The organism is Planococcus daihaiensis, assembly GCF_049262615.1.
Lineage (GTDB): Bacteria > Bacillota > Bacilli > Bacillales_A > Planococcaceae > Planococcus.
The window spans coordinates 2,765,456-2,787,259 of the sequence record NZ_CP175504.1 but is presented as its reverse complement, the minus strand read 5'-3'; the positions used below and the strand labels follow the sequence as shown (position 1 = coordinate 2,787,259).

The following is a 21,804-nucleotide window of genomic DNA, read 5'->3' as shown; positions in this document are numbered from 1 at the left end:
TATGTCTACACAAATCCTATTGAACTTCTTTCTCGCATTCATCTGGATGTTCATGACTAATTCCTTCACTCCTGCCGGATTCGCCATCGGCTTTTTGATTGGCCTGGGAATTATCATACTGATGCGCCGATTCTTTACAGGAAGATTGTATTTGACCCGCGTTTGGGCCGTCATCTATTTGTTCCTGCTGTTCCTACGAGAATTAACGCTATCGAGCATTCAGGTATTACGGATCGTCCTGCGGCCAAACATGAATATTAAACCCGCCATTTTTGAAATGGAAACAGAATTACAAGAGGACTGGGAAGTGACTTTGCTGTCGGCATTGATCACGTTGACTCCCGGAACGCTTGTCGTCGGAATTTCGGATGACCAGAAAAGGCTGTATATCCATGCGCTGGATTTCGAAGATATCGATAAAGCCGTTTCTTCCATCAAAAATACATTCGAACGCGCAATACTGGAGGTGAGCCGGCCATGATGACATTTTACTGGGTTGCCCTTGCCATTGTCAGTATTGCCTTTGCCGGGCTTTTATTCCGGCTGGTCAAAGGTCCGACAGTCGCGGACCGTGTTGTTGCCCTTGATGCAATCGGAATCAGTCTGGTTTCCATTGTTGCACTCCTGTCCTTGATCATCGAAACGGAGTTCTTCCTGGAAATCATCCTGTTGCTCAGCATTCTTTCGTTTATCGGGACAGCTGCTTTCGCTAAATTCATCGAGAGAGGAGAGATTTTCGATCGTGATAACAATCGCTAACATCCTCATTATCGTTTCAATCAGCGTAGGAGTCCTTTTCAGTGTCGTTACCGCTCTGGGCCTTATCAGGCTGCCCGATGTCTATACGCGGACACATGCTGCCTCTAAGAGTTCGACACTGGGGGTATTGGCTATTCTCACCGGTACCTTCATCCATTTCTTTATCATTGAAGGCATATTCAATACACAAATGATCATTGCGATCGCTTTCCTGTTCATCACCGCACCTGTTGCTGGTCACCTGATTGGACGCGCCGCCTATATTTCGGGCATCAAAGTGGCTGATCAGACGGTGCGTGATGATTTGGGGCCAGCGGTTCAACGCAAGAGAAAAAGATTTGCCTTATCAAAAAAACCTGCAGACGATTGAGTCTGCAGGTTTTTTTTATGGATTATTTTTCTTCAGCTAAACTTTCGACCATCATTGCCAGCGTTCTGACCATGGCACCCGTGCCGCCTTTTGGTCCCAGATCATGTGCGGATGCAGTGAATGACGTGCCCGCAATGTCCAAATGGATCCACGGCGTGTTGTCGACAAATTCCCCGACAAAGCCGCCGCCGAAAATCATATGGCCGTCACGTCCCGGTGAGTTGTTGAGGTCTGCCACATCACTTTTGCGGAGACGCTTCTTGTCGTTTTCCGTCAACGGCAGACGCCAAACAAATTCTCCGGTTTCATTGGATGCTTCCAAAAATTCTTCGAAGAATGCTTCATCGTTGGTCAACGCCCCTGTTTTGTCCATCCCGAGCGCTACAATAACACCGCCTGTCAGCGTCGCCACATTAATGATGCGCGTTGCGCCGAGTTGCTTGGCATAAGTGACCGAGTCCGCGAGCACTAGACGCCCTTCAGCATCCGTATTCAGGATCTCAATCGTTTTGCCGCTGAGTGATGTGATCACGTCATCCGGTTTGAAGGCATCGCCTGACACCATATTGTCTGTTGAAGCAATGACCGCAATGACGTTTTTTGCTGGCTTCAGTTCACCAATGATTTTCATCGCGCCTAGAACGGCAGCTGCCCCGCCCATATCGCCTTTCATGCCGACAATGCCGTCTTTCGGTTTCAATGAATAGCCGCCCGTATCAAAAGTGATTCCTTTTCCGACAAGCGCCAGTGGATCTTCAAACGATTCTGTCGCTTTATACTTCATGACAATCAGACGCGGCTCTTCGACCGACCCCTGGTTGACCGCAAGAATCGCGCCCATTCCGAGCTCTTCCATCTGCGCTTTATCCAGAATGTCCATTTCAAAGCCGTATTGCTCACCCATTTCCTGTGCATAATCGGCAAGTGCTGTAGCCGTCAGGACATTGCCGGGCATGTTAACCAGCGTACGGGCTTCGTTCACCGAGTCACCAAAAATCTGCCCGATTTTCGCGGCAGCTTCGATTTCTTCCGAATCCGTTTCCGTCAGGAACGTTAATTCTTCCAATTCGATTTCAGTTTCATTGGAAGTAGTTTTATAATCGGCAAAACTGTACATCCCCATGCCGATGCCTTCAGCTGCCAGGTACGCAGCATCTTCGGCAGTTACCTGATCATTTTGGAACGATTCCAGATACACCGCTGCGTGCCTGATTTTTTTCTTGGCCAATTGCTTTCCTGCCTGGCCGAATGCGTTGCGGATGTCTTCTTCGTTCAGCTTTTTCCGGTCATCCAGTCCGACGAACATGACGCGCGCGATATCTCCCGACATGGTCGGATATGTAATGAGTGAATTTTTATCAAATGAAAGATCATTTTTCACCCAGTCCTGCAATTTTCCATCAAACCGTTCGGAGAATTTATCCCATCCTGTTGTATTTTCCGGATGGCGTGTTAATCCGACGATCAAAATATCTGCACCAGTTTCATGTTCATTTGGTTGAGCTGTAATTTTCATAAGTCTCCTCCTCTGTATGGGTTCCCTTTCAGTTTAGCATTTATTGCCGCGGCTTAGTAGTTCGCATGCCGAAATTGTTTCAGGCTTATGAAAAAATCGATTTATGCTATACTGAAGCAATAAATTCTCTTTGAAAGGTTGATAATTGAATGGAATTCTTTACGAATACCCCTTTAATGATTGCACTTTTTGCAATCATCTTTGCCCAATTCCTTAAAATACCCATTCAATATGCGGTAACACGGGAATTGGATTGGAAACTGTTCAGTTCTACCGGTGGCATGCCGAGTTCACATTCAGCCGCAGTCACTTCGTTGACCACTGCAGTCGCTTACGAACATGGCGTCGGCTCCACTATTTTTGCGGTATCCACCATGTTTGCAGTCATCACGATGTATGACGCTACCGGAGTACGGTTCCAGGCAGGCCAGCAAGCGTTGACGATCAACAAATTGCGGACGGACCTGCAATTGTTCATGAATGAAACCAGAACCTGGGCGCATAAAAAAGAAGAAGAAAAAATCGAGGAATTGAAAACGCTGCTTGGCCATAAACCGAGCGAAGTTTTTATGGGCGCTTTGACCGGAATTGCCATTTCCGTGTTCGTATACAACTTGATTCTATAAAAAATCCGTACGGCCAATGATGGCCGTACGGATTTTCTTTTAAAACATCTGATATCCCATTTTACGCAGAACTTTCATGACAATTCCGGAAGTGATTGCTCCAGCGAATCCAGCCAAAAGAACGGCAATATCTGTACCGGTCAGTGATGTGATTGTGTCGCCAAGCATTGAGAATGATTCGCCTGGATTTGTAAAATAATCAAAAACGCCAACATCATCGATAACGAGCAGGATGACGACCGGATAAACGATGGCCATAAGCCAGGTCATGCGCAACAGCATATTCAGCAGAAAGCCGATGCCGAAAAACATTACATAAAATAACAGCATTGAAATGATCAATTGAACAATAGTGAATGAACTATTCATAGTATTTCTAACCTCCGATATTCCCTACATCAGTTTAACTGAAATATCAAAGCCTTTCAATCCACCAGACCATAGTTCATTACATTGACACAAGGCGGGATGAATTCCTAAAAAAATGGAACCCGCAAATTGAATTTGCGGGTTCCGATTTACATTTCAAGTTATTTCTTACCTGATCCCGAGCAGCAAGAGCACGTTTCCGATCCGCCCAAACGCAATTGGAAATAGCCTTGGCCTGCGCAATATGGGCATTGGTTTGTTGGTTTAACCTGTTTGAAGTTCTTCATCCGAAACACCTCCTCCTGCTATTGTTTATAATATTCTGATAATATAACACGGTGCTCTCGAAGTGGCAAGAGAAAGAACTGCATGTAAGCGCATACATGAAAACTTTTTTAGCACGTCCTTAAAATGGACACAATTTTCTAACTTTCAGAGCTCCTATTGAAGAATTTGGACCATCTAAAAAAGCTCCCGCATGAGCGGAAGCTTTTTCTAAAATATTATAGTACGTTAAATTTTCCTTTTTTCAAGACCAATTTCGGTCCACCCATCATTAGTAAAGCACGGTTATCAATCATTTTCTTCATGAAAGATGCGCGCTTGCCAGTGACTTTTTTGCCGAATACAACGCCAATCGCATCGTCATTGCCGAGTGAACAAACAGTCCCTTTCAGGTCAGGAACAAATTCCTGGGTTGTCTGCCCCTGGATCAATGCTTTGATGTTGCCTGCAGCTGTTTCAGCCTGCTGCATCGCGATTTGTGCTGTTGGCGGGTATGGACGGTTTGTTTCTTCATTGATCATGAGTGCGCAATCCCCTACGATGAATACATCCGGGAATCCAGGTGCACGAAGATCTTTTTCCACTTTAACGCGGGCACGCATGTTTTCAATCGGTGTCGTCTCGATCAATCTGTTGCCGCGAACTCCAGCAGCCCAAACAACTGTGCCGGCTTTGATGAATTCAAACTCATCATCACCTTTCTTGATGTTTACGCCTTCAGGTGTTGCTTCTACAACAGGTGTTCCGATAGAGAATTCGATTCCTTTTGATTCCAGATGGCCTACAGCGTAGCTGACCAATTCCGGATCGAAACCAGGCAATACCATTGGTGCCGCTTCGACGCAGATAACGCGGACTTTCTCACGCGGTACATCAAACTCTTTGCAAAGTTCAGGTACGCGGTTCGCAAGTTCACCCAAGAATTCGATTCCTGTGAATCCGGCACCGCCGACAACGATATTCAAACGGCTGTCGTCTTTGACTGCTTCCGTGGACCAAGTGGCAAATTGGAATTCGATATGTTCACGGATATAACGTGCCGCTTTGACATTGGCAATTGATAAAGCATATTTATCAAGACCTTCGATTCCGAAAGTTTCGCCTTCGAAACCAAGGCCGATGACGATATAATCGTATGTAAACTCGCCATTGTCCGTAAGGACTTTTTTGCCTTCAACATCGATTGACTCTACTGTTGCCTGAACAAATCTCACTTTGACAGGATCAATAACTTCCGAGACATCATAACGCACCTGTTCGGGTGTCATTGTTCCAGCCGCAGCTTCGTGAAGCCATGTGCTTTCGTAATGGTATTCATTTTTGTTGATCAACGTAATATCTACTTCGTCTGTTCCCATGATTTTTTGCAGATTTACTACAGTAGTCAAACCACCGTAACCTGCTCCAAGTACTAAAATTGACGGTCTTTTCAATCTAATCGCAACCACCTTCAAGTCATTTTTTAAATCGGAAAATTAATTAAACTATGTCATTATTATTCCAATTTACTCCTACACTCTATATTAGCCTTTTTAATAAGTGATTTCAACTGCATAGCACCAGATAGTCCTACTATCGGAGTAAACAGATTATTCCCCCTTGACAGGCAAAAACCTTCTGTTTATGAAAAAAACAGAAGGTTTTTCTTTGAATATCAACTTAGCAGTTTTCTGGTGTACCAACGTCCTTGGCTGTCCGGAAAGAAGTTCCACACCCACAATTTGCAATGGCGTTCGGATTTTCGATCGTAAAGCCCCCGCCCATCAGCGATTGCTTGTAATCGACGACTGTCCCTTTCAATATGGGCGCATCTTTTTTGGCAATCAGGATGGGAATTCCAAATTGTTCATAGAGCTCATCTTCTGAACTCTGCTCTTTTTCAAATCCCATGCCGTATGTTAAACCGCTGCAGCCTCCACCGTTAACGGCCACACGCAGCAACGAATCTTCCTCTTCATTATGCCGCATCATTTCTTTGACTTGAAAAGAAGCGGCTTCTGTAATTTCGACAACTTGTTCCATTACCATTCACCCTTTCCTTTCCATTATGATATCAATAAAATCGTGCGAGGTCCAAACAGCAAATCCCGTGAACCTCCAAACGTGCAAAAAAGGGACCCGTAACAGGTCCCTTGGCTTTAAAATACTTGTTCTACTTCTACGATGCCAGGAACTTCCTCCGTTAATGCGCGTTCAATTCCAGCCTTCAATGTAATTGTCGAACTTGGGCAGCTTCCGCATGCGCCGAGCAGACGAAGTTTCACGATGCCATCTTCTATGTCAACGAGTTCACAGTCGCCTCCGTCACGTAAAAGGAATGGACGTAATTTATCTAAGACTTCCATTACTTGATCTTCCAACAAAGCTTCAGTCATTTATATCGACTCCTTTCATTATAATCATTATAATGTGATTAGAACGAAAAAGCCACTAATGAATTTACAGGAGGTCCAATTTTATGACTAAGAAAATCGCCATTGAAGTTTATGGAGCAGAAGTAATCTGCGCCAGCTGTGTAAATGCGCCGTCCTCACTTGATACTTTTGAGTGGCTGCAAGCCGCCATACCAAGAAAATACAAAGACCAGCCATTTTCAATTACTTATATCGACATTGAGAAAGAGCCCGAAGACGAGCGCCAAAAAGAATATATCCAGCGCATCCGCGATGACGAATTTTTCTATCCGCTCGTACTGGTGGAAGATGAAGTTGCAGCGGAAGGCTATGTCCAATTAAAGCCGATTTACAAAGAACTTGAAAAACACGGATTTACTGCATAGAAAGAAAAGCGACTGCGCCCGATCAGCCGCTGGAGTCTGTACACAATAAAAAGCGCTCATTGCTGAGCGCTTTTTATTTTAAGCTATTATCCGTTATGCCATTTGTACATCCAAAGTACGCCGGACTTCATCAGGCGCGCAATGCGTCCTGTGACTGTCCGGTCTGCCAGATAGGCGAAGCCCTGTTTTTTGCCCAATGAGCCGAGGAAGCCTTTCAGCTTGATCTCCGGCATGGTTTCAGGAAGCTCTTCGCCTTTCCAGCGCATCTTAAGCACTTTGACGATCTGTTCAGCTTGCTCTTCCGCCAATTGTGCAGATGGAGCCATCGGCAAAGCCGCACAATCTCCGACGACATAAACATTGTCATGGGAAGGAAGCTGATGGTATTGGTTGATCACGACACGGCCGATAGAATCGCCTTCAAGTCCCAGATCACGCACGGGCTTGACCGGTTGGATACCGGCAGTCCAAACGACTGCATCCACCGGGATTGTGTCTTCGTGATTGTAGAGAAGATTCGGTTCCACTTTTGTAATGTTCGAATTGGAAACCACATCGACATTATGATTATCAAACCATTTTTTCACAAAATTACTCAGCCGTTCAGGGAAATCGCGTAAAATACGCGGACTGCGGTCAAATAATTTGATCTGCAGGTCTTCGCGGCTTTCACGCAGCTCACTCGCCAGCTCAATTCCGCTGAGGCCGGCGCCGACAATGCCGACAACCGCATTGGCCGGCAGTCCAAGCAGCGCCTGGTAAGTCTGGCGTGACTTACCGATGGTCTGGATGCTGTAAGTGTATTGATCCGCTCCGGGCACGCTATGATATTTATCTTCGCAGCCCAGGCCGATGACCAAATCATCGTAATCGACACGCTGGCCATTCTCCATGAAGATGCATTGCTCTTCGAGGCCAATTTCAAGAATCTCACCATTAACAATTTTCAAGCGTTCATGCTCCGGGAAATCGACCCGTACATCGTGGTCCGATTCTGTTCCGGCCGCAAGCGCGTAGAATTCTGTTTTCATGCTGTGAAACGGGGTACGATCGATTAATGTAATTTCGACGTCCTGTGGTAAACTGCTGGGCAATAAACGCAGCAATATTCTCATATTGCCGTAACCGCCGCCCAATAAGACTAGTTTTCGCATAAATATCTCCTTTAACTTTCATCATTCTGCTTGTATCTCAAATAAAGTATATCGGATTGTGATAACTTTCACAATGAATTCAGGAGAAATCAAATAATTGACTTTCCCCCTGAAAGGAGGTAGGATTTCCAAGTAGCGAGGTGACCTTAATGAATCCAATTGTTGAATTTTGCGTCAGCAATATCGTCAATGGGGCCCAAGAAGCTTTTGAGAAATTGGATCGGGATCCGAATCTCGATGTATTGGAATATGGCTGCTTGAGTTATTGCACAAAATGCGCTGAAACACTCTACGCGCTTGTTAACGGCGAAATTGTCGAAGCAGATACCCCTGAAGAACTGACACGCAAAGTGTATGAGTTTATAGAAGAAAACCCATTATTCTAAGCCATCCTAATTGATGGCTTTTTTATATTTCCCAAAAACTGAGGTTTTCAATTGCATAACTTGGCGGAACATCTTTTTCAATCGCATCTTCCATTGGGGTGACCCCTGTATTGACATGGACCGTATCGATGCCAAAACGGATGCCAACCTGAATATCGGTATCATAATTATCGCCGATCATGACCATCTCTTCCGGTTTAAATCCATTGGTATGTTGAATCGCTTCCAGCATATGCCTTTCGGGCTTGCCGATGAAGATGGGTTCAACCCCCGTTGATGACGAAACCACTTTTGTAAAAGCCCCATTGCCGGGCATAAATCCTTTTTCAGAAGGGAATGCCAAATCACGGTTCGTGGACAGAAACACTGCCCCTTTGCGCACTTCCAGGCAAGCCGTTGCCAACTTCTGAAAATTGATATTGCGGTCGATGCCCATTAAAACAATGTCCGCATTGTCGTAAACCCTCTCAATTTCTTCACTCCGAAGCGCCTCTTCCACACCATCCGTGCCGATCATAAATACATTCCGGTTCGGATACCATCTTTTGATGTATTTCGCCGCTGCAATGGACGATGTCATGATCTGTTCAGGCGGAGCCAAAATGCCGAAAGCTTTCATCTTATCGGAAAATTGCTGCTGGGTCATAGAGGCATTATTGGTTACATAAAAAGGTTCAATGCCTCGTTTTTGCAAACGCTCTATAAAGTCGGCAGCTTCCGGAATCACTTGAGTTCCCCGAAACACCGTACCGTCCAGATCAAGGCAATAAGCTTTATAATCCTTCATTATTTCTTCTCCGGTATGAATGCTGACACCGGTCCAAGTTCATGGACAAGGTAATGCTCCACTTTCGGCCCGAACAATTGGAGCTCACCGATTGTGGCATTCAAAACGCTGGTAATGTTATCGTGATCCATTTTCATGAAATCGCGCACCAAAGATTTTCTTAGCCCAATAACCCGTTTCAACGGCGCGTCCATCTCCGGAGAAATCACTTTTTCATCCGTTAAGATATCAATGATGTCCTCGTAACTGCCGGGGTCCCGCATGATGAAACCATCAATCATGCTGTTGCCGACATCTATAATCGATTCGATAATATTATGGGTCAGACGCTCAAGAGCCAATTCGCTTTCCAGGGTGTCCCAGCTTTCGGTTGATTCGTATAGTTTCACTAAAGAGTTCATATAGGTAATCGTTTCAGTAATCTTGCTGCGGTCAATAAAATACATCTTAAACCCTCCAACAGATATAATTTCTTTCTTCACTAGCTCATCCCTTATAATAGCATAATGGCATGAAAAAACCCCGCTGCATCATGCTTCTGCTACGGGGTTTTCATTTATGGTTTGGTCTGCTGCCTGCTCTTCTGCTTCCTCAATTTCTTCTTTTACAGGTTCTGGCGCTTTGCCAACCTTCTTAATAACAAAATAGGCACAGCCGAAATTGCAATATTCGTAAAGGTAATCCTGTAACGTGCTGATTTTCGTGTCATAGCTGGCTTTATGGTTCGTGTCCTCAAAAAATCCCTTTAAGCGAAGCTGGCCATAGCCCCAGTCTCCAAGAATATAATCATACTTGCCCAGAATTTCACTATAGCGATTCGTAATTGCTTCTTCCTGAAAACCTTCACGGTAATCGATGACAATTTCATAATTCCACTGATCAATAGTAATCAAATTTTTCACCATCCAATTAGTTAAGCTTCCGGGGAAGCTTGCTGATTCCTTGTAGGAATGCCGGGGATGTTTACCATCTGCAGCATGTCTGCCATTCTCTTTTCCAAATGTACCATAAAGCGGCGAGCCTCACAAGGAACAGTCTTCCAAAAAGAAACCCCCGGAAACGAATCGTTTCCGGGGGGTTTTACAGATTATGCTGCGTTATCTGCCTTATTCTTTTTGCTGCTTCGTACTGCATGGAAGATGCTGGCTGCTAAGCCACCCCATAACAGCAACATGCCGATAATCATGACTACGATTGCGCTTGGTTCCATATCGTTCCCTCCCTTATTTATGTTCGTCGAATTCTGCCTGGCTCTTATGCCATTTGCCGAGTGAGAACAAAATTCCTAAGAGCAAAGCAAGACCTGCTACAGCAACCCCACCGAATAGAGTGAACATATTCGAATATCCTTCATAGTTTCCTGTGTCAGTATCCCATTCTTGGAGAATGTTAAGTTTCAGCAATCCGAACATCATATAGCCCAAGACGATCGGTGTAATAACGCCAAGTGAGAATTTCCACCAGCCCGCAAGCGGAATATCGGAAATTGCGTTTGCATGATCTTTCAGGTTGTCTGCTTTGCGCAGGATCCAAACCACCATGACCACTTCTACAAGACCGACTGCTGCGACACCGAATTGGTTGATGTAATAATCTGCAAGGTCAAGGAAGTAAAGTCCGCCTTGAGTAGCAAACAGAATCGAAATTACAGCTGCCAAACCGCCACCGAAAGCAACAGCTTTACGGCGTGATGTGCCAAATTTCTCTGCAATTGCCGCCACGTATGTTTCAGTGATGGACATGAGAGACGTTAAGCCTGCCAGTGTTAAGGACAGGAAGAACAGGACACCGAATAATCCATTGAATCCTGGGAATTGGTTGATGATCTGCGGGAATACCACAAACGCCAATCCGACACCGGCAGTAGCCACTTCCGCTACGGGAACATTGGATTGAACCGCCATAAATCCTAATACAGCGAATACCCCGATCCCTGCCAGCAACTCAAAGCTTGAGTTGGCAAAACCTGTGATGAAAGCATTATTGGTAATATCTGATTTTTTAGGTAAATAACTGGAATAAGTGATCATGATGGCAAATGCTACGGATAAACTGAAGAAAATATGTCCGTATGCCGCAACCCAAACCGTTGGATCCATAATGGCATCAAAGTTCGGCTGGAAGAATGCGTTCAAGCCTGTCATCGCTCCGTCCAAAGTTACAGCGCGGATAACAATAATCAGGAAGATTACCACCAAAGTCGGAATGAAAATGCGGTTAGCAGCTTCAATCCCTTTCTTAACTCCGGCTAAAAGAATTCCCAGAGTAATAGCCCATACCAATACTAGTGGAATAAAGATCCCCCAGACGATATCGCCAGTTTGTCCCGGGACGTCTCCCAGTTGGAGAAAGTCTCCAAATAAAAATGCTTGCGTGTCTTCGCCCCATGCCTGATTGAATGCGAAAATTGTATAACGCATTGCCCAGGCAATAATAACTGCATAATAGACCGATATGACAAAGGAAACAAGTACTGCCCACCAACCAAGCCATTCAGCTTTCTTTCCGCTCATGCGGAAGAAAGATAATGGTGCTGATCCACGGTATTTATGCCCGATGGTGAATTCGAGGATAAGAATCGGTATCCCTGCTGTTAGCAGAGCGAATAAGTACGGTATAAAGAATGCTCCTCCACCATTTTCATAGGCAACGTACGGAAAACGCCAAATGTTTCCCAAACCGATTGCCGAGCCGACTGCCGCCATGATAAAACCGGCGCGTGTACCCCATTGCGAACGTTCCATAATTTCTCCCCCTCTTTACGAACTTCCATTTTTCTGACAGAAAAATGAGAAGTTTGTATATTTTCAGATTATTAACTAATCTAAAAATAGTATACCGAGCCGCCCGAACAAAGTAAAGACAGTTTCTGAGATTTTTTTAAAAAACTATTATCCCCATAATAAAAAAGCGGAGAGAAATTCTCTCCGCTTTTGATTTAAAGCGCTTTTTCTTTCTTTTCAAGGATAGTCGTTCGTTGCGACCAAGCAATAAACAATACTACAAGAATAACAATTACTGCTAATAATGACCATAACAGCGACCCGGTAAAGCCTATGACTAAATACCCTACAGCTGCAATTGCTGCAGCAGTCAAAGCGTATGGAAGCTGAGTGGCCACGTGGTCCATATGATTGCTCCCTGCACCGGTTGATGACAAGATTGTCGTGTCTGAAATCGGTGAACAATGGTCACCGAAAACAGCGCCGGCAAGAACAGCCGATAAAGATGCCAATAATAATTCAGGAGCAGCTTCGATCATGATGGTTCCAGCGATCGGTAAAAGAATACCGAAAGAGCCCCAAGATGTTCCGGTCGAAAATGCCATCACTCCAGCAAGAACGAATAATAATACGGGAAGAACTGAAACAGGAATATTGCCTTCACTCACAATGCCAGCAAGATAAGTTCCTGTTTCCAATGCGCCGATGAGATAAGTCAAAGACCAGGCGAAAATCAGAATCAGGACCGCACCGATCATTGATTTGATCCCTGCCCAGATTCCTTTGCCGACCCAACCGGCATTGGCAGTTTCATTCTTCTTCATTTGCAGCACATATAAAACGATGGATGTAATGGTTCCCAGAAGTCCACCAACTAATAATGATAACGGTACATCGGTATTTTCAAAAATCAGCCATACATCAAGTTGTTGGCCTGCATTCTGGTAGCCGGTCCACAACATGGCGGCTACAGTTCCGACAACCAATATAAGGATTGGCAGCAATAAATCAAGTACGCGGCCATGGGAATGAGAAGGAAATTCTTCTTTCATTTCACCTGGAATCGATTTCTCAGGATCATAAAGCTCTCCGTGCTCAATTGCTTTGATTTCATGCTTTTTCATTTCACCGAAATCAACATCGCGGTAAGCAACGAAAAATACGATAGAAAGTGCTGCTATTACATAGAAGTTCATCGGCGCCATCCATAGGAAAGCTTCCAAAGCGGAATACTCAACAAACGTTTGGCCCGCAAGAATCGTCGCGATGATTCCGATGATGGCTGCTCCCCAGCTCGAAACCGGTGACACAACACACACTGGCGCAGCAGTGGAATCGATGAAGTATGCAAGCTTCGCACGTGAAACTTTATAACGGTCTGTAATCGGACGTGCGACCTGGCCAACAGTCAGTGCATTGAAATAATCGTCGATGAATATTACGATACCAAGGGCTACTGTCAGAACTTTTGCGCCGCGGCGTGATTTGACGCGCTCGGAAGCCCATTCAGCAAATGCGTGGCTCCCTCCGGATAAACTGACGAATGCCGTTATAATTCCGAGTAATAATAAGAATAGAAGAATAAATACATTATACGCGTTAAAACCTTCGTCCCAGAAAATCACCTGGAATGATGTAAATAATTCCTGCAGGGTGCCAACTGGTGCGAATGACGTCAGGATTAACGCAGCAGCAAGAATACCCACTCCCAGTGATAACAATACGCGACGCGTCAACAAGACCATCACGATTGCAATAATCGGGGGCAGTATTGAAAAAATTGTGTTTTCCATGAATAGTTTCCTCCTATTTTTTGATGGAATAGATTGGAGAAAAAAAGCCGGCTCAATCCAAAGGGACAAGTCGGCTTTCTACAATTCGTTTGTGCAGTAAAACATCAAACAAACCTGTAGCTCTCCATTTATGCAAGCATAAATGACAGTGACATCCTTATTAAGAATGCCCCCAGCCCCATTTTCTTGTGACAACTGAAAACGGACTTCGGCAAAACCACCTTTCAAATATGTTCATCGCTGTCACGCTCACATATTCTACTCATCAGTTTTGCAGCCTCTACCCATCGATATACAATTCTTAGTTAGCATATCCTAAAATTATACGGAAATCAAGGTCAATTCACAACTGAATATTCCGATCATTTCACCATTTTGCGCGAAAAATAGCCACTGAATACATCCCGAATAAATTCGGGCATGAAATAGGTTTTCGGGGAACGTTTAAATTCCGGGAAAAAATAGCCAAACGTAAACATATCCAGCGTGATCAGTTTATAAACTTTATCACTGTCAGCCCGCTTTCCATTGATGAATAATTGATGGTGCTCCAATTCCATCCCGGTGCGAATCATTTTCCCGAACACCACACCGCGGAATCCAAGGCCTTTCAGTTCCAGTTGCGGCCAATCCGAATTCATCGACTGCAAATAAATTTCTTTCAATTCCGCCCCCGTGAGTTCGATCATGCAAGGGTTGATGGGATGCGGCAACATCCGGTGGAAATCATAGCGGGTGACTTCCCCGTGAGGCATATCTTCCATAAACAGGCCCGCGTTGAATAATGCACAATCCGCCCGTGAAAATTCAATCATCGCTTTTCCGAATAATTGAGCCATTTCCGATTCCTTGAACCATTCCGCTTTTAAAGCCACATCATTATGGAACACTGTGTCTTTCAGCAATGCCTTGCCTTCCGTTCTCCGATCACGATCGTAATGCTCATCCGGATTATCGAGCTTTTCAGTATCAATCAAATAAGCTTTTTTCTTCTCCAGCTCCTCGTCAATGATGACGTGGCCGATATAGGCCCCGAACTTGCCGGCTGCACCGAGCAGCACGTCGCCGATCTGCTTGCCGTCGTGGAATATATGGTGGGTATGCGCACCCAGAATCAGATCGATTTCCGGACAGGCCTCCGCCAAAATTTCATCTTCCCGCACCCCAAGATGCGACAGGCAGACAATCAAGTCTGTGTGAGCTTTGATCTCTTCCACCGATTGAAGAATCGATTCCCTCGCAGCCGTCACTTGCCATCCCAATCTTTCATAAAAAGGAGTGAATTCAGCCGTTGCACCCACCAGGCCGATGCGCTTCCCTTCAGGTGTCACCCGAATTTTATAAGGTTTCGCCCAATCGGGCCGTTCTCCATCTTCGCTTAACAGATTGGAGAGGATTACATCAAAATCAGCCTCCGTATACAACGCATCCAATTCTTTTTTGGATAAGGTAATGCCTTCGTTGTTGCCAATCGTCACTGCATCGTAGAATGCATCGTTCAGCATTTGCACATTGCCTTTGCCGGCCGTGCCTTCCGAGAACGGATGGGAACGGTCCACGTGATCGCCGATGTCGAGAATGAGGCAGACATCGCCCATTTCTTCATGCCAGCGTTTCCGTCCAACTAAAAAAGCGTGGATGCTCGGCCAATTGGCAAAATGGCTGTGCAGATCATTTGTATGGTAGATATGAATAGTTTCAGCCATTTTACAACACCTCTTTACGGCCCTTCATTAAAATTCCTCTTCAAACAGATCCAGCTGTTTGGGTGCAAGATCTTCAAACACCAGCTTGTTCATCTGCTGGAATTGTTTTGCGTCTCCGGCAGCATGGCCGCCGGAATTATTATTGAAAATGACATACACATGCTCAGTGGTGCGATCCAATGTTTTCGCAGCCTCGCTGATTTCTGTCAGTTCATCTTCGTTATAATCATATAAATAACGGACTTCCCGCCAGTTTTTCGCGTTTCCAACATTGACCCAGCCGTGGACATTGCGGCCATGGAGCCGGAACAGCACTTTGTCTTTTCTTGTCGACACCGGTACGAGCGGAATCGAGCCATCCCCTGACTGCGGTTCATCGCAGACGGAATGGATCAAATTATGCTCCCGCAGGAATTCAAAAGTCTTTTCGCGAAATCCTTCGGCGTACCACGATTGATGGCGGAACTCGATTGCCAGATCGAATTCGCTTAATTTATTTATAATCCTTCTGATTTCATCCACATTCTCTTTCACACAATCAAACCACGGAGGAAATTGCAATAAGACCATCGCCAGTTTGCCTGCTTCTTTGAGCGGCCGAATGGATTTGATATACGCTTCATACATTTCGTCTTCCGTTTCAAAAGGATTTTCTCCGCGCAAATGCCCCGTCATCCCCTGATAAGCTTTAACGACAAATTGAAAAGAATCTGGTGTGTCGTCGATCCACTTTCGAATATTCCGTTCCGGCTGAACTGCATAAAAGGAAGAGTCCAACTCGACTACCGGAAAATGTCCCGCATAATCGGTCAATTTGTCCTTTTGTTTCGAACCCGGACTGTAGACATCGGGGTGATCTCCCCAGCCAGTTAATCCCGCATATATCATTATGCCACCTCCGAAATGCTTGCTGCTTCAATGATAGCACAGAAAATATTGAGCGTCTTATTCTGGAAATTGAGGAAACACAAAAAACCTTCGCTGCTTTTCAGCAACGAAGGTTTTTGGGGAATCCAATCGATTAACCGATTGAACCTTCCATTTCGAATTTGATCAAACGGTTCATTTCAACCGCATATTCCATAGGAAGTTCTTTTGTAAATGGTTCGATGAAGCCCATAACGATCATTTCAGTCGCTTCCTGTTCAGAAACGCCACGGCTCATCAAGTAGAACAATTGCTCTTCAGAAACTTTTGAAACTTTCGCTTCGTGCTCCAAAGAAACATTGTCATTCAGGATTTCATTGTACGGAATCGTATCCGACGTGGACTCGTTATCCATGATCAACGTATCACATTCAATGTTCGAACGTGCGCCGTCGGCTTTGCGGCCGAAACGGACAATTCCGCGGTAGGAAACTTTCCCGCCTTGTTTCGAAATTGACTTCGACACGATTGAAGATGAAGTATTCGGTGCCAAGTGAATCATTTTTGCACCGGCATCCTGGTGCTGGCCTTTGCCTGCGATGGCAATCGACAAGGTCATGCCGCGTGCGCCTTCGCCGCGCAGGTAAACTGCAGGATATTTCATCGTCAATTTCGATCCGATATTGCCGTCAATCCATTCCATTGTACCGTTTGCGTCAACAAATGCACGCTTCGTTACAAGGTTGTAGACGTTGTTCGCCCAGTTTTGGATTGTCGTATAACGGCAATAACCGTCTTTTTTAACGATAATTTCAACAACTGCAGAATGCAGTGAATTGGTCGTATAAACCGGAGCTGTACAGCCTTCGACATAATGGACACTTGCGCCTTCATCCACAATGATCAATGTACGTTCGAACTGCCCCATGTTTTCCGAGTTGATGCGGAAATAGGCTTGCAGCGGTGCTTCGACTTTAATGCCTGGTGGTACGTAGATGAATGATCCACCTGACCAGACTGCTGTATTGAGTGCAGAGAATTTATTGTCCGCTGTCGGAATCACTGTCTGGAAGTATTCCCGGAACAGATCTTCGTTTTCGCGAAGTGCGGCATCCGTGTCTTTAAAGATGATGCCCATGTCTTCCAGTTCCACTTTCATGTTGTGGTAGACCACTTCAGATTCGTATTGAGCAGAAACACCAGCAAGGTATTTTTGTTCCGCTTCAGGAATACCGAGTTTATCAAACGTCCGTTTGATTTCTTCCGGTACTTCATCCCATGAAGTTTGGCTCGCCTCTGAAGGTTTCACGTAATACGTGATTTCGTCAAAGTTCAATGGTGCCAAATCTCCGCCCCATTGTGGCATCGGCATTGAATAGAACATTTTAAGCGCTTTTAAGCGGGTTTCAAGCATCCACTCAGGCTCATCTTTGATTTTCGAAATTTCTCTGACAATGTCTTCCGTCAATCCGCGTTTTGAGCGGAAAATCGAGACGTCTTTGTCATGGAACCCATATTTATAATCATCCATTTCAGGCATTTTCTTCGCCATCGTCGTTCCTCCGTTCTTGTGTTACGATTTTTCTTGCTCGTGCACACCTTTTTCCATGGCTTTCCAGGCGAGTGTCGCGCATTTGATGCGTGCCGGGAATTGGGAAACTCCCTGCAACGCTTCGATATCGCCAAGATCCGTGGAATCATCATACTCTTTGCCGAGCATCATGTCAGAAAAAGTCTTGGACAGCCCGAGAGCTGTCTCCACATCTTTCCCTTTGACTGCTTGGGTCATCATTGAAGCGGAAGCCATCGAGATGGAACACCCTTCGCCATCAAACTTCGCATCTTTTACGATGCCGTCTTCGACCTGCAAGGTCAGATGGATGCGGTCTCCGCATGTCGGGTTGTTCATTTCGATGTTGATGCTGTCGTTTTCAATGGTGCCTTTATTTCTCGGCGTTTTATAATGGTCCATAATAACGGACCGATACAATTGATCTAAGTTTTTAAAAGACATCGTTGAAATACTCCTTTGCAGAGCGTAGTCCTTCTACTAACCGATCGACATCCGATTCGCCATTATAGAGATAGAAACTGGCGCGGGCGGTGGCTGATACTTCCAGCCATTTCATCAATGGCTGTGCACAGTGATGTCCTGCGCGAACAGCAATGCCGCTCATATCAAGAACGGTTGCCACATCGTGTGGATGGACATCGTTCAAATTGAACGTCACAATGCCTGCCCGTTGTGCCGGATCTTTCGGACCGTAGATTTCAAGGCCATCAATTCCGCTCATTTTTTCCATGGCGTATGCCGCCATTTCATGTTCATGCTTTTCGATTTCGTCCAAACCGATTTCGTTCAGAAAATCGATGGCAGCTCCCAAACCGACGGCTCCGCCGATAATAGGTGTACCCCCTTCGAATTTCCACGGAAGCTCTTTCCATGTCGAATCGTAAAGGCCGACAAAATCAATCATTTCGCCGCCGAATTCGACCGGCTCCATGTCATTCAATAACGCTTTCTTTCCATATAATACACCGATCCCGGTTGGACCGACCATTTTATGGCCTGAAAAAGCGAAGAAATCACAGTCCAATTGCTGGACATCGATTTTCAGATGAGGAGCAGCCTGTGCCCCGTCAACCACCATCACCGCACCGTGTTCATGCGCAATGCGGGCAACTTCCTTCACAGGGTTCATCGTTCCGAGGACGTTTGAAACATAGACCATGGAAACGATTTTTGTCCGTTCAGTAATTGCAGCTTTCACTTGTTCAAGTGAAATGGTGCCGTCAGCTTCGAGTTCGATATATTTCAGAATCGCTCCACGCTCTTTCGCCAATTGCTGCCAAGGAATAATATTGGAATGATGCTCCATATAAGTGATGACAATTTCATCGCCTTCATTCACATTCGCCCGTCCGTAGCTTTGCGCTACCAGATTGATGGCTGTTGTTGTGCCCCGAAGAAAGATGATTTCTTCAGTGGATTCGGCATTGATGAATTTCTGCACTTTTTCACGAGCACCTTCATATTTTTCGGTGGCGCGGTTGCCGAGCGTGTGAACACCGCGGTGCACATTGGAATTATCAAATTTATAGTAATTCTCCAATGCTTCGATTACTTGGACAGGCTTTTGTGACGTAGCGGCGCTGTCCAGATAAATAAGCGGGTTGCCATTGATTTCTTGGTTCAGTATAGGAAAATAGCTTTTTATCTCTTGGTTGATCATCAGCGGACTTTCCTTTCGATAACCTCCGTCAATTGCTTTTTAACGCCTTCGATTGGCAACACGTTTACAACCGGTGCCAGGAAACCGTGAATAACAAGACGTTCAGCTTCTTGTTTCGTAATTCCTCGGCTCATCAGATAATACAATTGAAGAGGGTCAACTCGGCCGACAGATGCTGCGTGGCCTGCTGTTACATCATCTTCGTCGATGAGCAGAATCGGGTTTGCGTCGCCGCGTGCATCCGGGCTAAGCATCAACACACGTGATTCCTGCTCCGCATTCGATTTCGATGCGCCATGTTCAATTTTACCGATGCCGTTGAAAATGGATGAAGCGGAATCTTTCATAACGCCGTGCTTCAAAATCTGGCCGTCGGAGTTTTTGCCCCAGTGGACAACTTTTGTTGTAAAGTTCTGTTTCTGGCTGCCTCGTCCGACTACGACCATTTTTGTGTCGCCGATTGAGTTATCGCCCACCAGATGTGTCACATTTTCAGAAATTGTATCGCTGTCGTTCATCATGCCAAGTGCCCATTCGATTTTTGCATCTCTTGCAGCAATACCGCGGCGGTTGACATAAGTTGTGAACCCTTCAGCCAATACATCCACTGCACCGTAAGTGATTTGGGCGTTATCTTCTGCAAATACTTCAGAAATGATATTCGCCAAACCATTCGATTTTGCAACAGTCGAGTAATAGTTTTCCACATAAGTAACTTTACTGCTCGTATCCGCAACAACAATGACGTGGTTGAATAGTGAAGCATCCGCATCGTCATGATAGAAGACGACTTGTACCGGCTCTTCAATTTCCACATTTTTCGGAACGTAAAGGAAAGCTCCTCCGTTCATCAATGCAGCGTGTAAAGCAGTCAATTTATGCTCATCGGTTTTGACACCGTTCGTCATGAAATATTTTTTCACCAGATCGCCGTGTTCACGAAGCGCTGTGAAAATGTCAGTTAAGATGACACCTTTAGCAGCCAGGTCTTCTGAAATACGGGAAAATGCCGGTGTATTGTTGTGCTGGATGTAAAGGTTCTGTTGATCAAGATCGACAATCGTTTTGATGTCGTCTGTCAGATCCGCAATCGAACCAAATGCAGCATTTTTTACTGAATGAACCGGATAATCTGTGAAATTCCAGCTCAAAATTTTCGTTTTATCAGGTTTTGGTAGCGGTAATGTTTCCGCTTCTGCAAACGAGCGAAGACGCAGCTCAGTAAACCAAGAAGGTTCACCATTCATTTCTGAAAAGGAGCGCAGCTCTTGCTCGGTCATTTTTAAATTTGTTTCAACCGTCATGCCAGTCTCTCCCTTCAATTATGCTTGTCCTACAGTCTCGTCTTCAATTCCAAGTTCCTGTTTGATCCAGTCATAGCCTTCTGCTTCCAGTTTATGCGCAAGTTCTGCTCCACCGGATTTTACAACGCGGCCCTGCATCATTACATGGACGTGATCCGGCGTGATGTAATTCAATAGACGCTGGTAATGTGTGATGATCAGGCAGCCGAAACCTTCGCCTTTCATCTGGTTGATCCCATCAGATACGACTTTCAAAGCATCGATATCCAACCCGGAGTCAATTTCATCCAACACAGCGATCGTTGGTTTAATCATCATCATTTGGAGAATTTCATTGCGTTTCTTTTCCCCGCCTGAGAAGCCTTCATTTAAATAGCGCTGAGCCATATCCTGGTCCATAGCAAGAGTTTCCATTTTGCTGTCCAGCTCACGGATGAATTTCATCAAGGAAATTTCGTCCCCTTCTTCGCGGCGGGCGTTCATCGCAGAACGCATAAAGTCAGCGTTTGTAACTCCTGAAATTTCACTCGGGTATTGCATAGCAAGGAAAAGTCCTGCACGTGCACGTTCGTCGACTTCCATATCTAAGACGTCTTCGCCGTCCAATGTAATTGATCCTGAAGTTACTTCGTATTTAGGGTGCCCCATGATGGCAGAAGCCAAAGTGGATTTACCCGTTCCGTTCGGACCCATGATTGCGTGGATCTCACTTGTATTAATAGTTAAGTTTACACCTTTTAAAATCTCTTTACCTTCGATTTCAACGTGTAAATCCTGGATGACCAAAGTTGACATGTAAATACCTCCATATAGTTGATGTTGAATGGATAACCATTCTAAATTAGTATCATTCTAATCTTAACCGATAACGACTGCTCTTGCAAATCATTAAATCGGTACAATATGGTTGCTTTAAAAGATTTAAAACTCAGCATTTCTCAATGGAAATCCATTTCTCTTAATTATAAAAATTGGAATTTCATTTTCAATAAAAGATATTCAATTGAGAATAGATGTCAATAAAAAAGCCGGTGCATATATGCACCGGCCGGCTTTAACATTCAATTTATATTTCACGGTGTACTTGACGTTCTAAGTTAGACACGATTTTTTGACTGTTCGTGTAATCCTGTTCTCTGCGCTGTTC

General features: G+C 45.0%; 26 protein-coding genes and 1 riboswitch. Of the genes, 6 read left to right on the top strand and 20 right to left on the bottom strand.

Features of this window, described 5'->3' with window-relative positions; all coding sequences use genetic code 11:
* Nucleotide 1: 1 nt before the first annotated feature.
* The 3 genes from DHX103_RS13780 to mnhG are packed head-to-tail and all read left to right on the top strand — an operon-like array spanning nt 2 to nt 1,129.
* Nucleotides 2-481 carry a Na+/H+ antiporter subunit E gene (locus DHX103_RS13780; RefSeq protein WP_422122819.1) on the top strand — a complete coding sequence of 160 codons (480 nt, stop codon included), beginning with the start codon at nt 2-4 and terminating at the stop codon, nt 479-481.
* Nucleotides 478-759: a Na(+)/H(+) antiporter subunit F1 gene (locus DHX103_RS13775; RefSeq protein WP_422122818.1), complete on the top strand. Its 282-nt coding sequence runs from the start codon at nt 478-480 to the stop codon at nt 757-759. Before DHX103_RS13780 ends, DHX103_RS13775 begins: the two co-directional genes overlap by 4 nt.
* The gene (mnhG, locus tag DHX103_RS13770) at nt 743-1,129 is read left to right on the top strand and encodes a monovalent cation/H(+) antiporter subunit G (protein WP_422122817.1); all 387 of its coding nucleotides are present in this window, start codon (nt 743-745) and stop codon (nt 1,127-1,129) included. Before DHX103_RS13775 ends, mnhG begins: the two co-directional genes overlap by 17 nt.
* 22 nt (nt 1,130-1,151) lie before the next feature.
* Here the strand turns inward: mnhG and DHX103_RS13765 are convergent, their stop codons facing one another.
* Nucleotides 1,152-2,645, bottom strand: coding sequence for a leucyl aminopeptidase (locus DHX103_RS13765; RefSeq protein WP_422122816.1), 1,494 nt, complete (start codon nt 2,643-2,645; stop codon nt 1,152-1,154).
* Nucleotides 2,646-2,794: 149 nt separating this feature from the next.
* Between DHX103_RS13765 and DHX103_RS13760 the strand changes: the two genes are divergently transcribed.
* Nucleotides 2,795-3,271 carry a divergent PAP2 family protein gene (locus tag DHX103_RS13760; protein WP_422122815.1) on the top strand — a complete coding sequence of 159 codons (477 nt, stop codon included), beginning with the start codon at nt 2,795-2,797 and terminating at the stop codon, nt 3,269-3,271.
* A gap of 39 nt (nt 3,272-3,310) precedes the next feature.
* Here DHX103_RS13760 and DHX103_RS13755 read toward each other — a convergent pair whose 3' ends face one another.
* From DHX103_RS13755 to DHX103_RS13735, 5 genes are all read right to left on the bottom strand, one after another.
* Nucleotides 3,311-3,640 (bottom strand): YuiB family protein, encoded by a 330-nt coding sequence (locus DHX103_RS13755; protein WP_422122814.1) that lies wholly within the window; start codon nt 3,638-3,640, stop codon nt 3,311-3,313.
* A 161-nt stretch (nt 3,641-3,801) separates the two neighbouring features.
* A complete protein-coding gene (locus DHX103_RS13750; RefSeq protein ID WP_158593273.1) occupies nt 3,802-3,927 on the bottom strand; it encodes a YuiA family protein in 126 nt (41 codons plus the stop codon).
* A 216-nt stretch (nt 3,928-4,143) separates the two neighbouring features.
* On the bottom strand, nt 4,144-5,358 hold the full coding sequence (locus DHX103_RS13745; protein ID WP_422122813.1) for an NAD(P)/FAD-dependent oxidoreductase: 1,215 nt from the start codon (nt 5,356-5,358) through the stop codon (nt 4,144-4,146).
* A gap of 226 nt (nt 5,359-5,584) precedes the next feature.
* Nucleotides 5,585-5,947, bottom strand: coding sequence for a HesB/IscA family protein (locus DHX103_RS13740; protein ID WP_422122812.1), 363 nt, complete (start codon nt 5,945-5,947; stop codon nt 5,585-5,587).
* 116 nt (nt 5,948-6,063) lie between these two features.
* Nucleotides 6,064-6,300, bottom strand: a complete 237-nt coding sequence (locus DHX103_RS13735; protein WP_112224421.1) for a NifU family protein — start codon at nt 6,298-6,300, stop codon at nt 6,064-6,066.
* An 83-nt stretch (nt 6,301-6,383) separates the two neighbouring features.
* On the opposite strand from DHX103_RS13735, the gene DHX103_RS13730 reads away from it, so the two are divergent.
* Nucleotides 6,384-6,704 (top strand): YuzD family protein, encoded by a 321-nt coding sequence (locus DHX103_RS13730; protein WP_422122811.1) that lies wholly within the window; start codon nt 6,384-6,386, stop codon nt 6,702-6,704.
* Nucleotides 6,705-6,790: 86 nt separating this feature from the next.
* Here DHX103_RS13730 and DHX103_RS13725 read toward each other — a convergent pair whose 3' ends face one another.
* Nucleotides 6,791-7,858, bottom strand: coding sequence for an NAD(P)/FAD-dependent oxidoreductase (locus DHX103_RS13725; RefSeq protein WP_422122810.1), 1,068 nt, complete (start codon nt 7,856-7,858; stop codon nt 6,791-6,793).
* 149 nt (nt 7,859-8,007) lie between these two features.
* On the opposite strand from DHX103_RS13725, the gene DHX103_RS13720 reads away from it, so the two are divergent.
* Complete coding sequence (locus DHX103_RS13720; protein ID WP_112224430.1) at nt 8,008-8,244, top strand: YuzB family protein; 237 nt, start codon at nt 8,008-8,010, stop codon at nt 8,242-8,244.
* 22 nt (nt 8,245-8,266) lie between these two features.
* Here the strand turns inward: DHX103_RS13720 and DHX103_RS13715 are convergent, their stop codons facing one another.
* The 13 genes from DHX103_RS13715 to sufC form a co-directional block, all read right to left on the bottom strand.
* Nucleotides 8,267-9,031, bottom strand: coding sequence for a TIGR01457 family HAD-type hydrolase (locus tag DHX103_RS13715; protein ID WP_422122809.1), 765 nt, complete (start codon nt 9,029-9,031; stop codon nt 8,267-8,269).
* The gene (locus tag DHX103_RS13710) at nt 9,031-9,477 is read right to left on the bottom strand and encodes a DUF86 domain-containing protein (RefSeq protein ID WP_422122808.1); all 447 of its coding nucleotides are present in this window, start codon (nt 9,475-9,477) and stop codon (nt 9,031-9,033) included. The genes DHX103_RS13715 and DHX103_RS13710 overlap by 1 nt, the downstream gene beginning before the upstream one ends.
* Before the next feature lie 84 nt (nt 9,478-9,561).
* Nucleotides 9,562-9,924, bottom strand: a complete 363-nt coding sequence (locus tag DHX103_RS13705) for a YutD family protein (RefSeq protein WP_422122807.1) — start codon at nt 9,922-9,924, stop codon at nt 9,562-9,564.
* Between the two features lie 194 nt (nt 9,925-10,118).
* Nucleotides 10,119-10,241 (bottom strand): MetS family NSS transporter small subunit, encoded by a 123-nt coding sequence (locus DHX103_RS13700; RefSeq protein ID WP_422122806.1) that lies wholly within the window; start codon nt 10,239-10,241, stop codon nt 10,119-10,121.
* A 13-nt stretch (nt 10,242-10,254) separates the two neighbouring features.
* Nucleotides 10,255-11,775: a sodium-dependent transporter gene (locus DHX103_RS13695; protein ID WP_422122805.1), complete on the bottom strand. Its 1,521-nt coding sequence runs from the start codon at nt 11,773-11,775 to the stop codon at nt 10,255-10,257.
* Nucleotides 11,776-11,969: 194 nt separating this feature from the next.
* Entirely contained in the window at nt 11,970-13,547 is a 1,578-nt protein-coding gene (locus DHX103_RS13690; RefSeq protein ID WP_422122804.1) for a Na+/H+ antiporter NhaC family protein, read from the bottom strand.
* A gap of 109 nt (nt 13,548-13,656) precedes the next feature.
* Nucleotides 13,657-13,838, bottom strand: a riboswitch (Lysine riboswitch).
* 71 nt (nt 13,839-13,909) lie between these two features.
* Nucleotides 13,910-15,253, bottom strand: a complete 1,344-nt coding sequence (locus DHX103_RS13685) for a bifunctional metallophosphatase/5'-nucleotidase (protein WP_422122803.1) — start codon at nt 15,251-15,253, stop codon at nt 13,910-13,912.
* Between the two features lie 27 nt (nt 15,254-15,280).
* Entirely contained in the window at nt 15,281-16,141 is an 861-nt protein-coding gene (locus DHX103_RS13680; RefSeq protein WP_422122802.1) for a DUF72 domain-containing protein, read from the bottom strand.
* A gap of 133 nt (nt 16,142-16,274) precedes the next feature.
* Nucleotides 16,275-17,672 (bottom strand): Fe-S cluster assembly protein SufB, encoded by a 1,398-nt coding sequence (gene sufB / locus DHX103_RS13675; protein WP_422122801.1) that lies wholly within the window; start codon nt 17,670-17,672, stop codon nt 16,275-16,277.
* A 21-nt stretch (nt 17,673-17,693) separates the two neighbouring features.
* Nucleotides 17,694-18,134: a Fe-S cluster assembly sulfur transfer protein SufU gene (gene sufU / locus DHX103_RS13670; RefSeq protein WP_422122800.1), complete on the bottom strand. Its 441-nt coding sequence runs from the start codon at nt 18,132-18,134 to the stop codon at nt 17,694-17,696.
* The gene (locus DHX103_RS13665; protein ID WP_422122799.1) at nt 18,124-19,353 is read right to left on the bottom strand and encodes a cysteine desulfurase; all 1,230 of its coding nucleotides are present in this window, start codon (nt 19,351-19,353) and stop codon (nt 18,124-18,126) included. Before DHX103_RS13665 ends, sufU begins: the two co-directional genes overlap by 11 nt.
* Complete coding sequence (sufD, locus tag DHX103_RS13660) at nt 19,353-20,657, bottom strand: Fe-S cluster assembly protein SufD (protein ID WP_422122798.1); 1,305 nt, start codon at nt 20,655-20,657, stop codon at nt 19,353-19,355. Before sufD ends, DHX103_RS13665 begins: the two co-directional genes overlap by 1 nt.
* An 18-nt stretch (nt 20,658-20,675) precedes the next feature.
* Nucleotides 20,676-21,458 (bottom strand): Fe-S cluster assembly ATPase SufC, encoded by a 783-nt coding sequence (sufC, locus tag DHX103_RS13655; RefSeq protein WP_422124784.1) that lies wholly within the window; start codon nt 21,456-21,458, stop codon nt 20,676-20,678.
* Between the last annotated feature and the right edge of the window lie 346 nt (nt 21,459-21,804).

Coding starts and splice junctions, on each gene's coding strand:
- DHX103_RS13780 (WP_422122819.1), top strand. CDS start 2: ATGTCTACACAAATCCTATTGAACTTCTTTCTCGCATTCATCTGGATG.
- DHX103_RS13775 (WP_422122818.1), top strand. CDS start 478: ATGATGACATTTTACTGGGTTGCCCTTGCCATTGTCAGTATTGCCTTT.
- DHX103_RS13765 (WP_422122816.1), bottom strand. CDS start 2,645: ATGAAAATTACAGCTCAACCAAATGAACATGAAACTGGTGCAGATATT.
- DHX103_RS13760 (WP_422122815.1), top strand. CDS start 2,795: ATGGAATTCTTTACGAATACCCCTTTAATGATTGCACTTTTTGCAATC.
- DHX103_RS13755 (WP_422122814.1), bottom strand. CDS start 3,640: ATGAATAGTTCATTCACTATTGTTCAATTGATCATTTCAATGCTGTTA.
- DHX103_RS13750 (WP_158593273.1), bottom strand. CDS start 3,927: ATGAAGAACTTCAAACAGGTTAAACCAACAAACCAATGCCCATATTGC.
- DHX103_RS13740 (WP_422122812.1), bottom strand. CDS start 5,947: ATGGAACAAGTTGTCGAAATTACAGAAGCCGCTTCTTTTCAAGTCAAA.
- DHX103_RS13735 (WP_112224421.1), bottom strand. CDS start 6,300: ATGACTGAAGCTTTGTTGGAAGATCAAGTAATGGAAGTCTTAGATAAA.
- DHX103_RS13730 (WP_422122811.1), top strand. CDS start 6,384: ATGACTAAGAAAATCGCCATTGAAGTTTATGGAGCAGAAGTAATCTGC.
- DHX103_RS13725 (WP_422122810.1), bottom strand. CDS start 7,858: ATGCGAAAACTAGTCTTATTGGGCGGCGGTTACGGCAATATGAGAATA.
- DHX103_RS13720 (WP_112224430.1), top strand. CDS start 8,008: ATGAATCCAATTGTTGAATTTTGCGTCAGCAATATCGTCAATGGGGCC.
- DHX103_RS13715 (WP_422122809.1), bottom strand. CDS start 9,031: ATGAAGGATTATAAAGCTTATTGCCTTGATCTGGACGGTACGGTGTTT.
- DHX103_RS13710 (WP_422122808.1), bottom strand. CDS start 9,477: ATGTATTTTATTGACCGCAGCAAGATTACTGAAACGATTACCTATATG.
- DHX103_RS13700 (WP_422122806.1), bottom strand. CDS start 10,241: ATGGAACCAAGCGCAATCGTAGTCATGATTATCGGCATGTTGCTGTTA.
- DHX103_RS13695 (WP_422122805.1), bottom strand. CDS start 11,775: ATGGAACGTTCGCAATGGGGTACACGCGCCGGTTTTATCATGGCGGCA.
- DHX103_RS13690 (WP_422122804.1), bottom strand. CDS start 13,547: ATGGAAAACACAATTTTTTCAATACTGCCCCCGATTATTGCAATCGTG.
- DHX103_RS13685 (WP_422122803.1), bottom strand. CDS start 15,253: ATGGCTGAAACTATTCATATCTACCATACAAATGATCTGCACAGCCAT.
- DHX103_RS13680 (WP_422122802.1), bottom strand. CDS start 16,141: ATGATATATGCGGGATTAACTGGCTGGGGAGATCACCCCGATGTCTAC.
- sufB (WP_422122801.1), bottom strand. CDS start 17,672: ATGGCGAAGAAAATGCCTGAAATGGATGATTATAAATATGGGTTCCAT.
- sufU (WP_422122800.1), bottom strand. CDS start 18,134: ATGTCTTTTAAAAACTTAGATCAATTGTATCGGTCCGTTATTATGGAC.
- DHX103_RS13665 (WP_422122799.1), bottom strand. CDS start 19,353: ATGATCAACCAAGAGATAAAAAGCTATTTTCCTATACTGAACCAAGAA.
- sufD (WP_422122798.1), bottom strand. CDS start 20,657: ATGACGGTTGAAACAAATTTAAAAATGACCGAGCAAGAGCTGCGCTCC.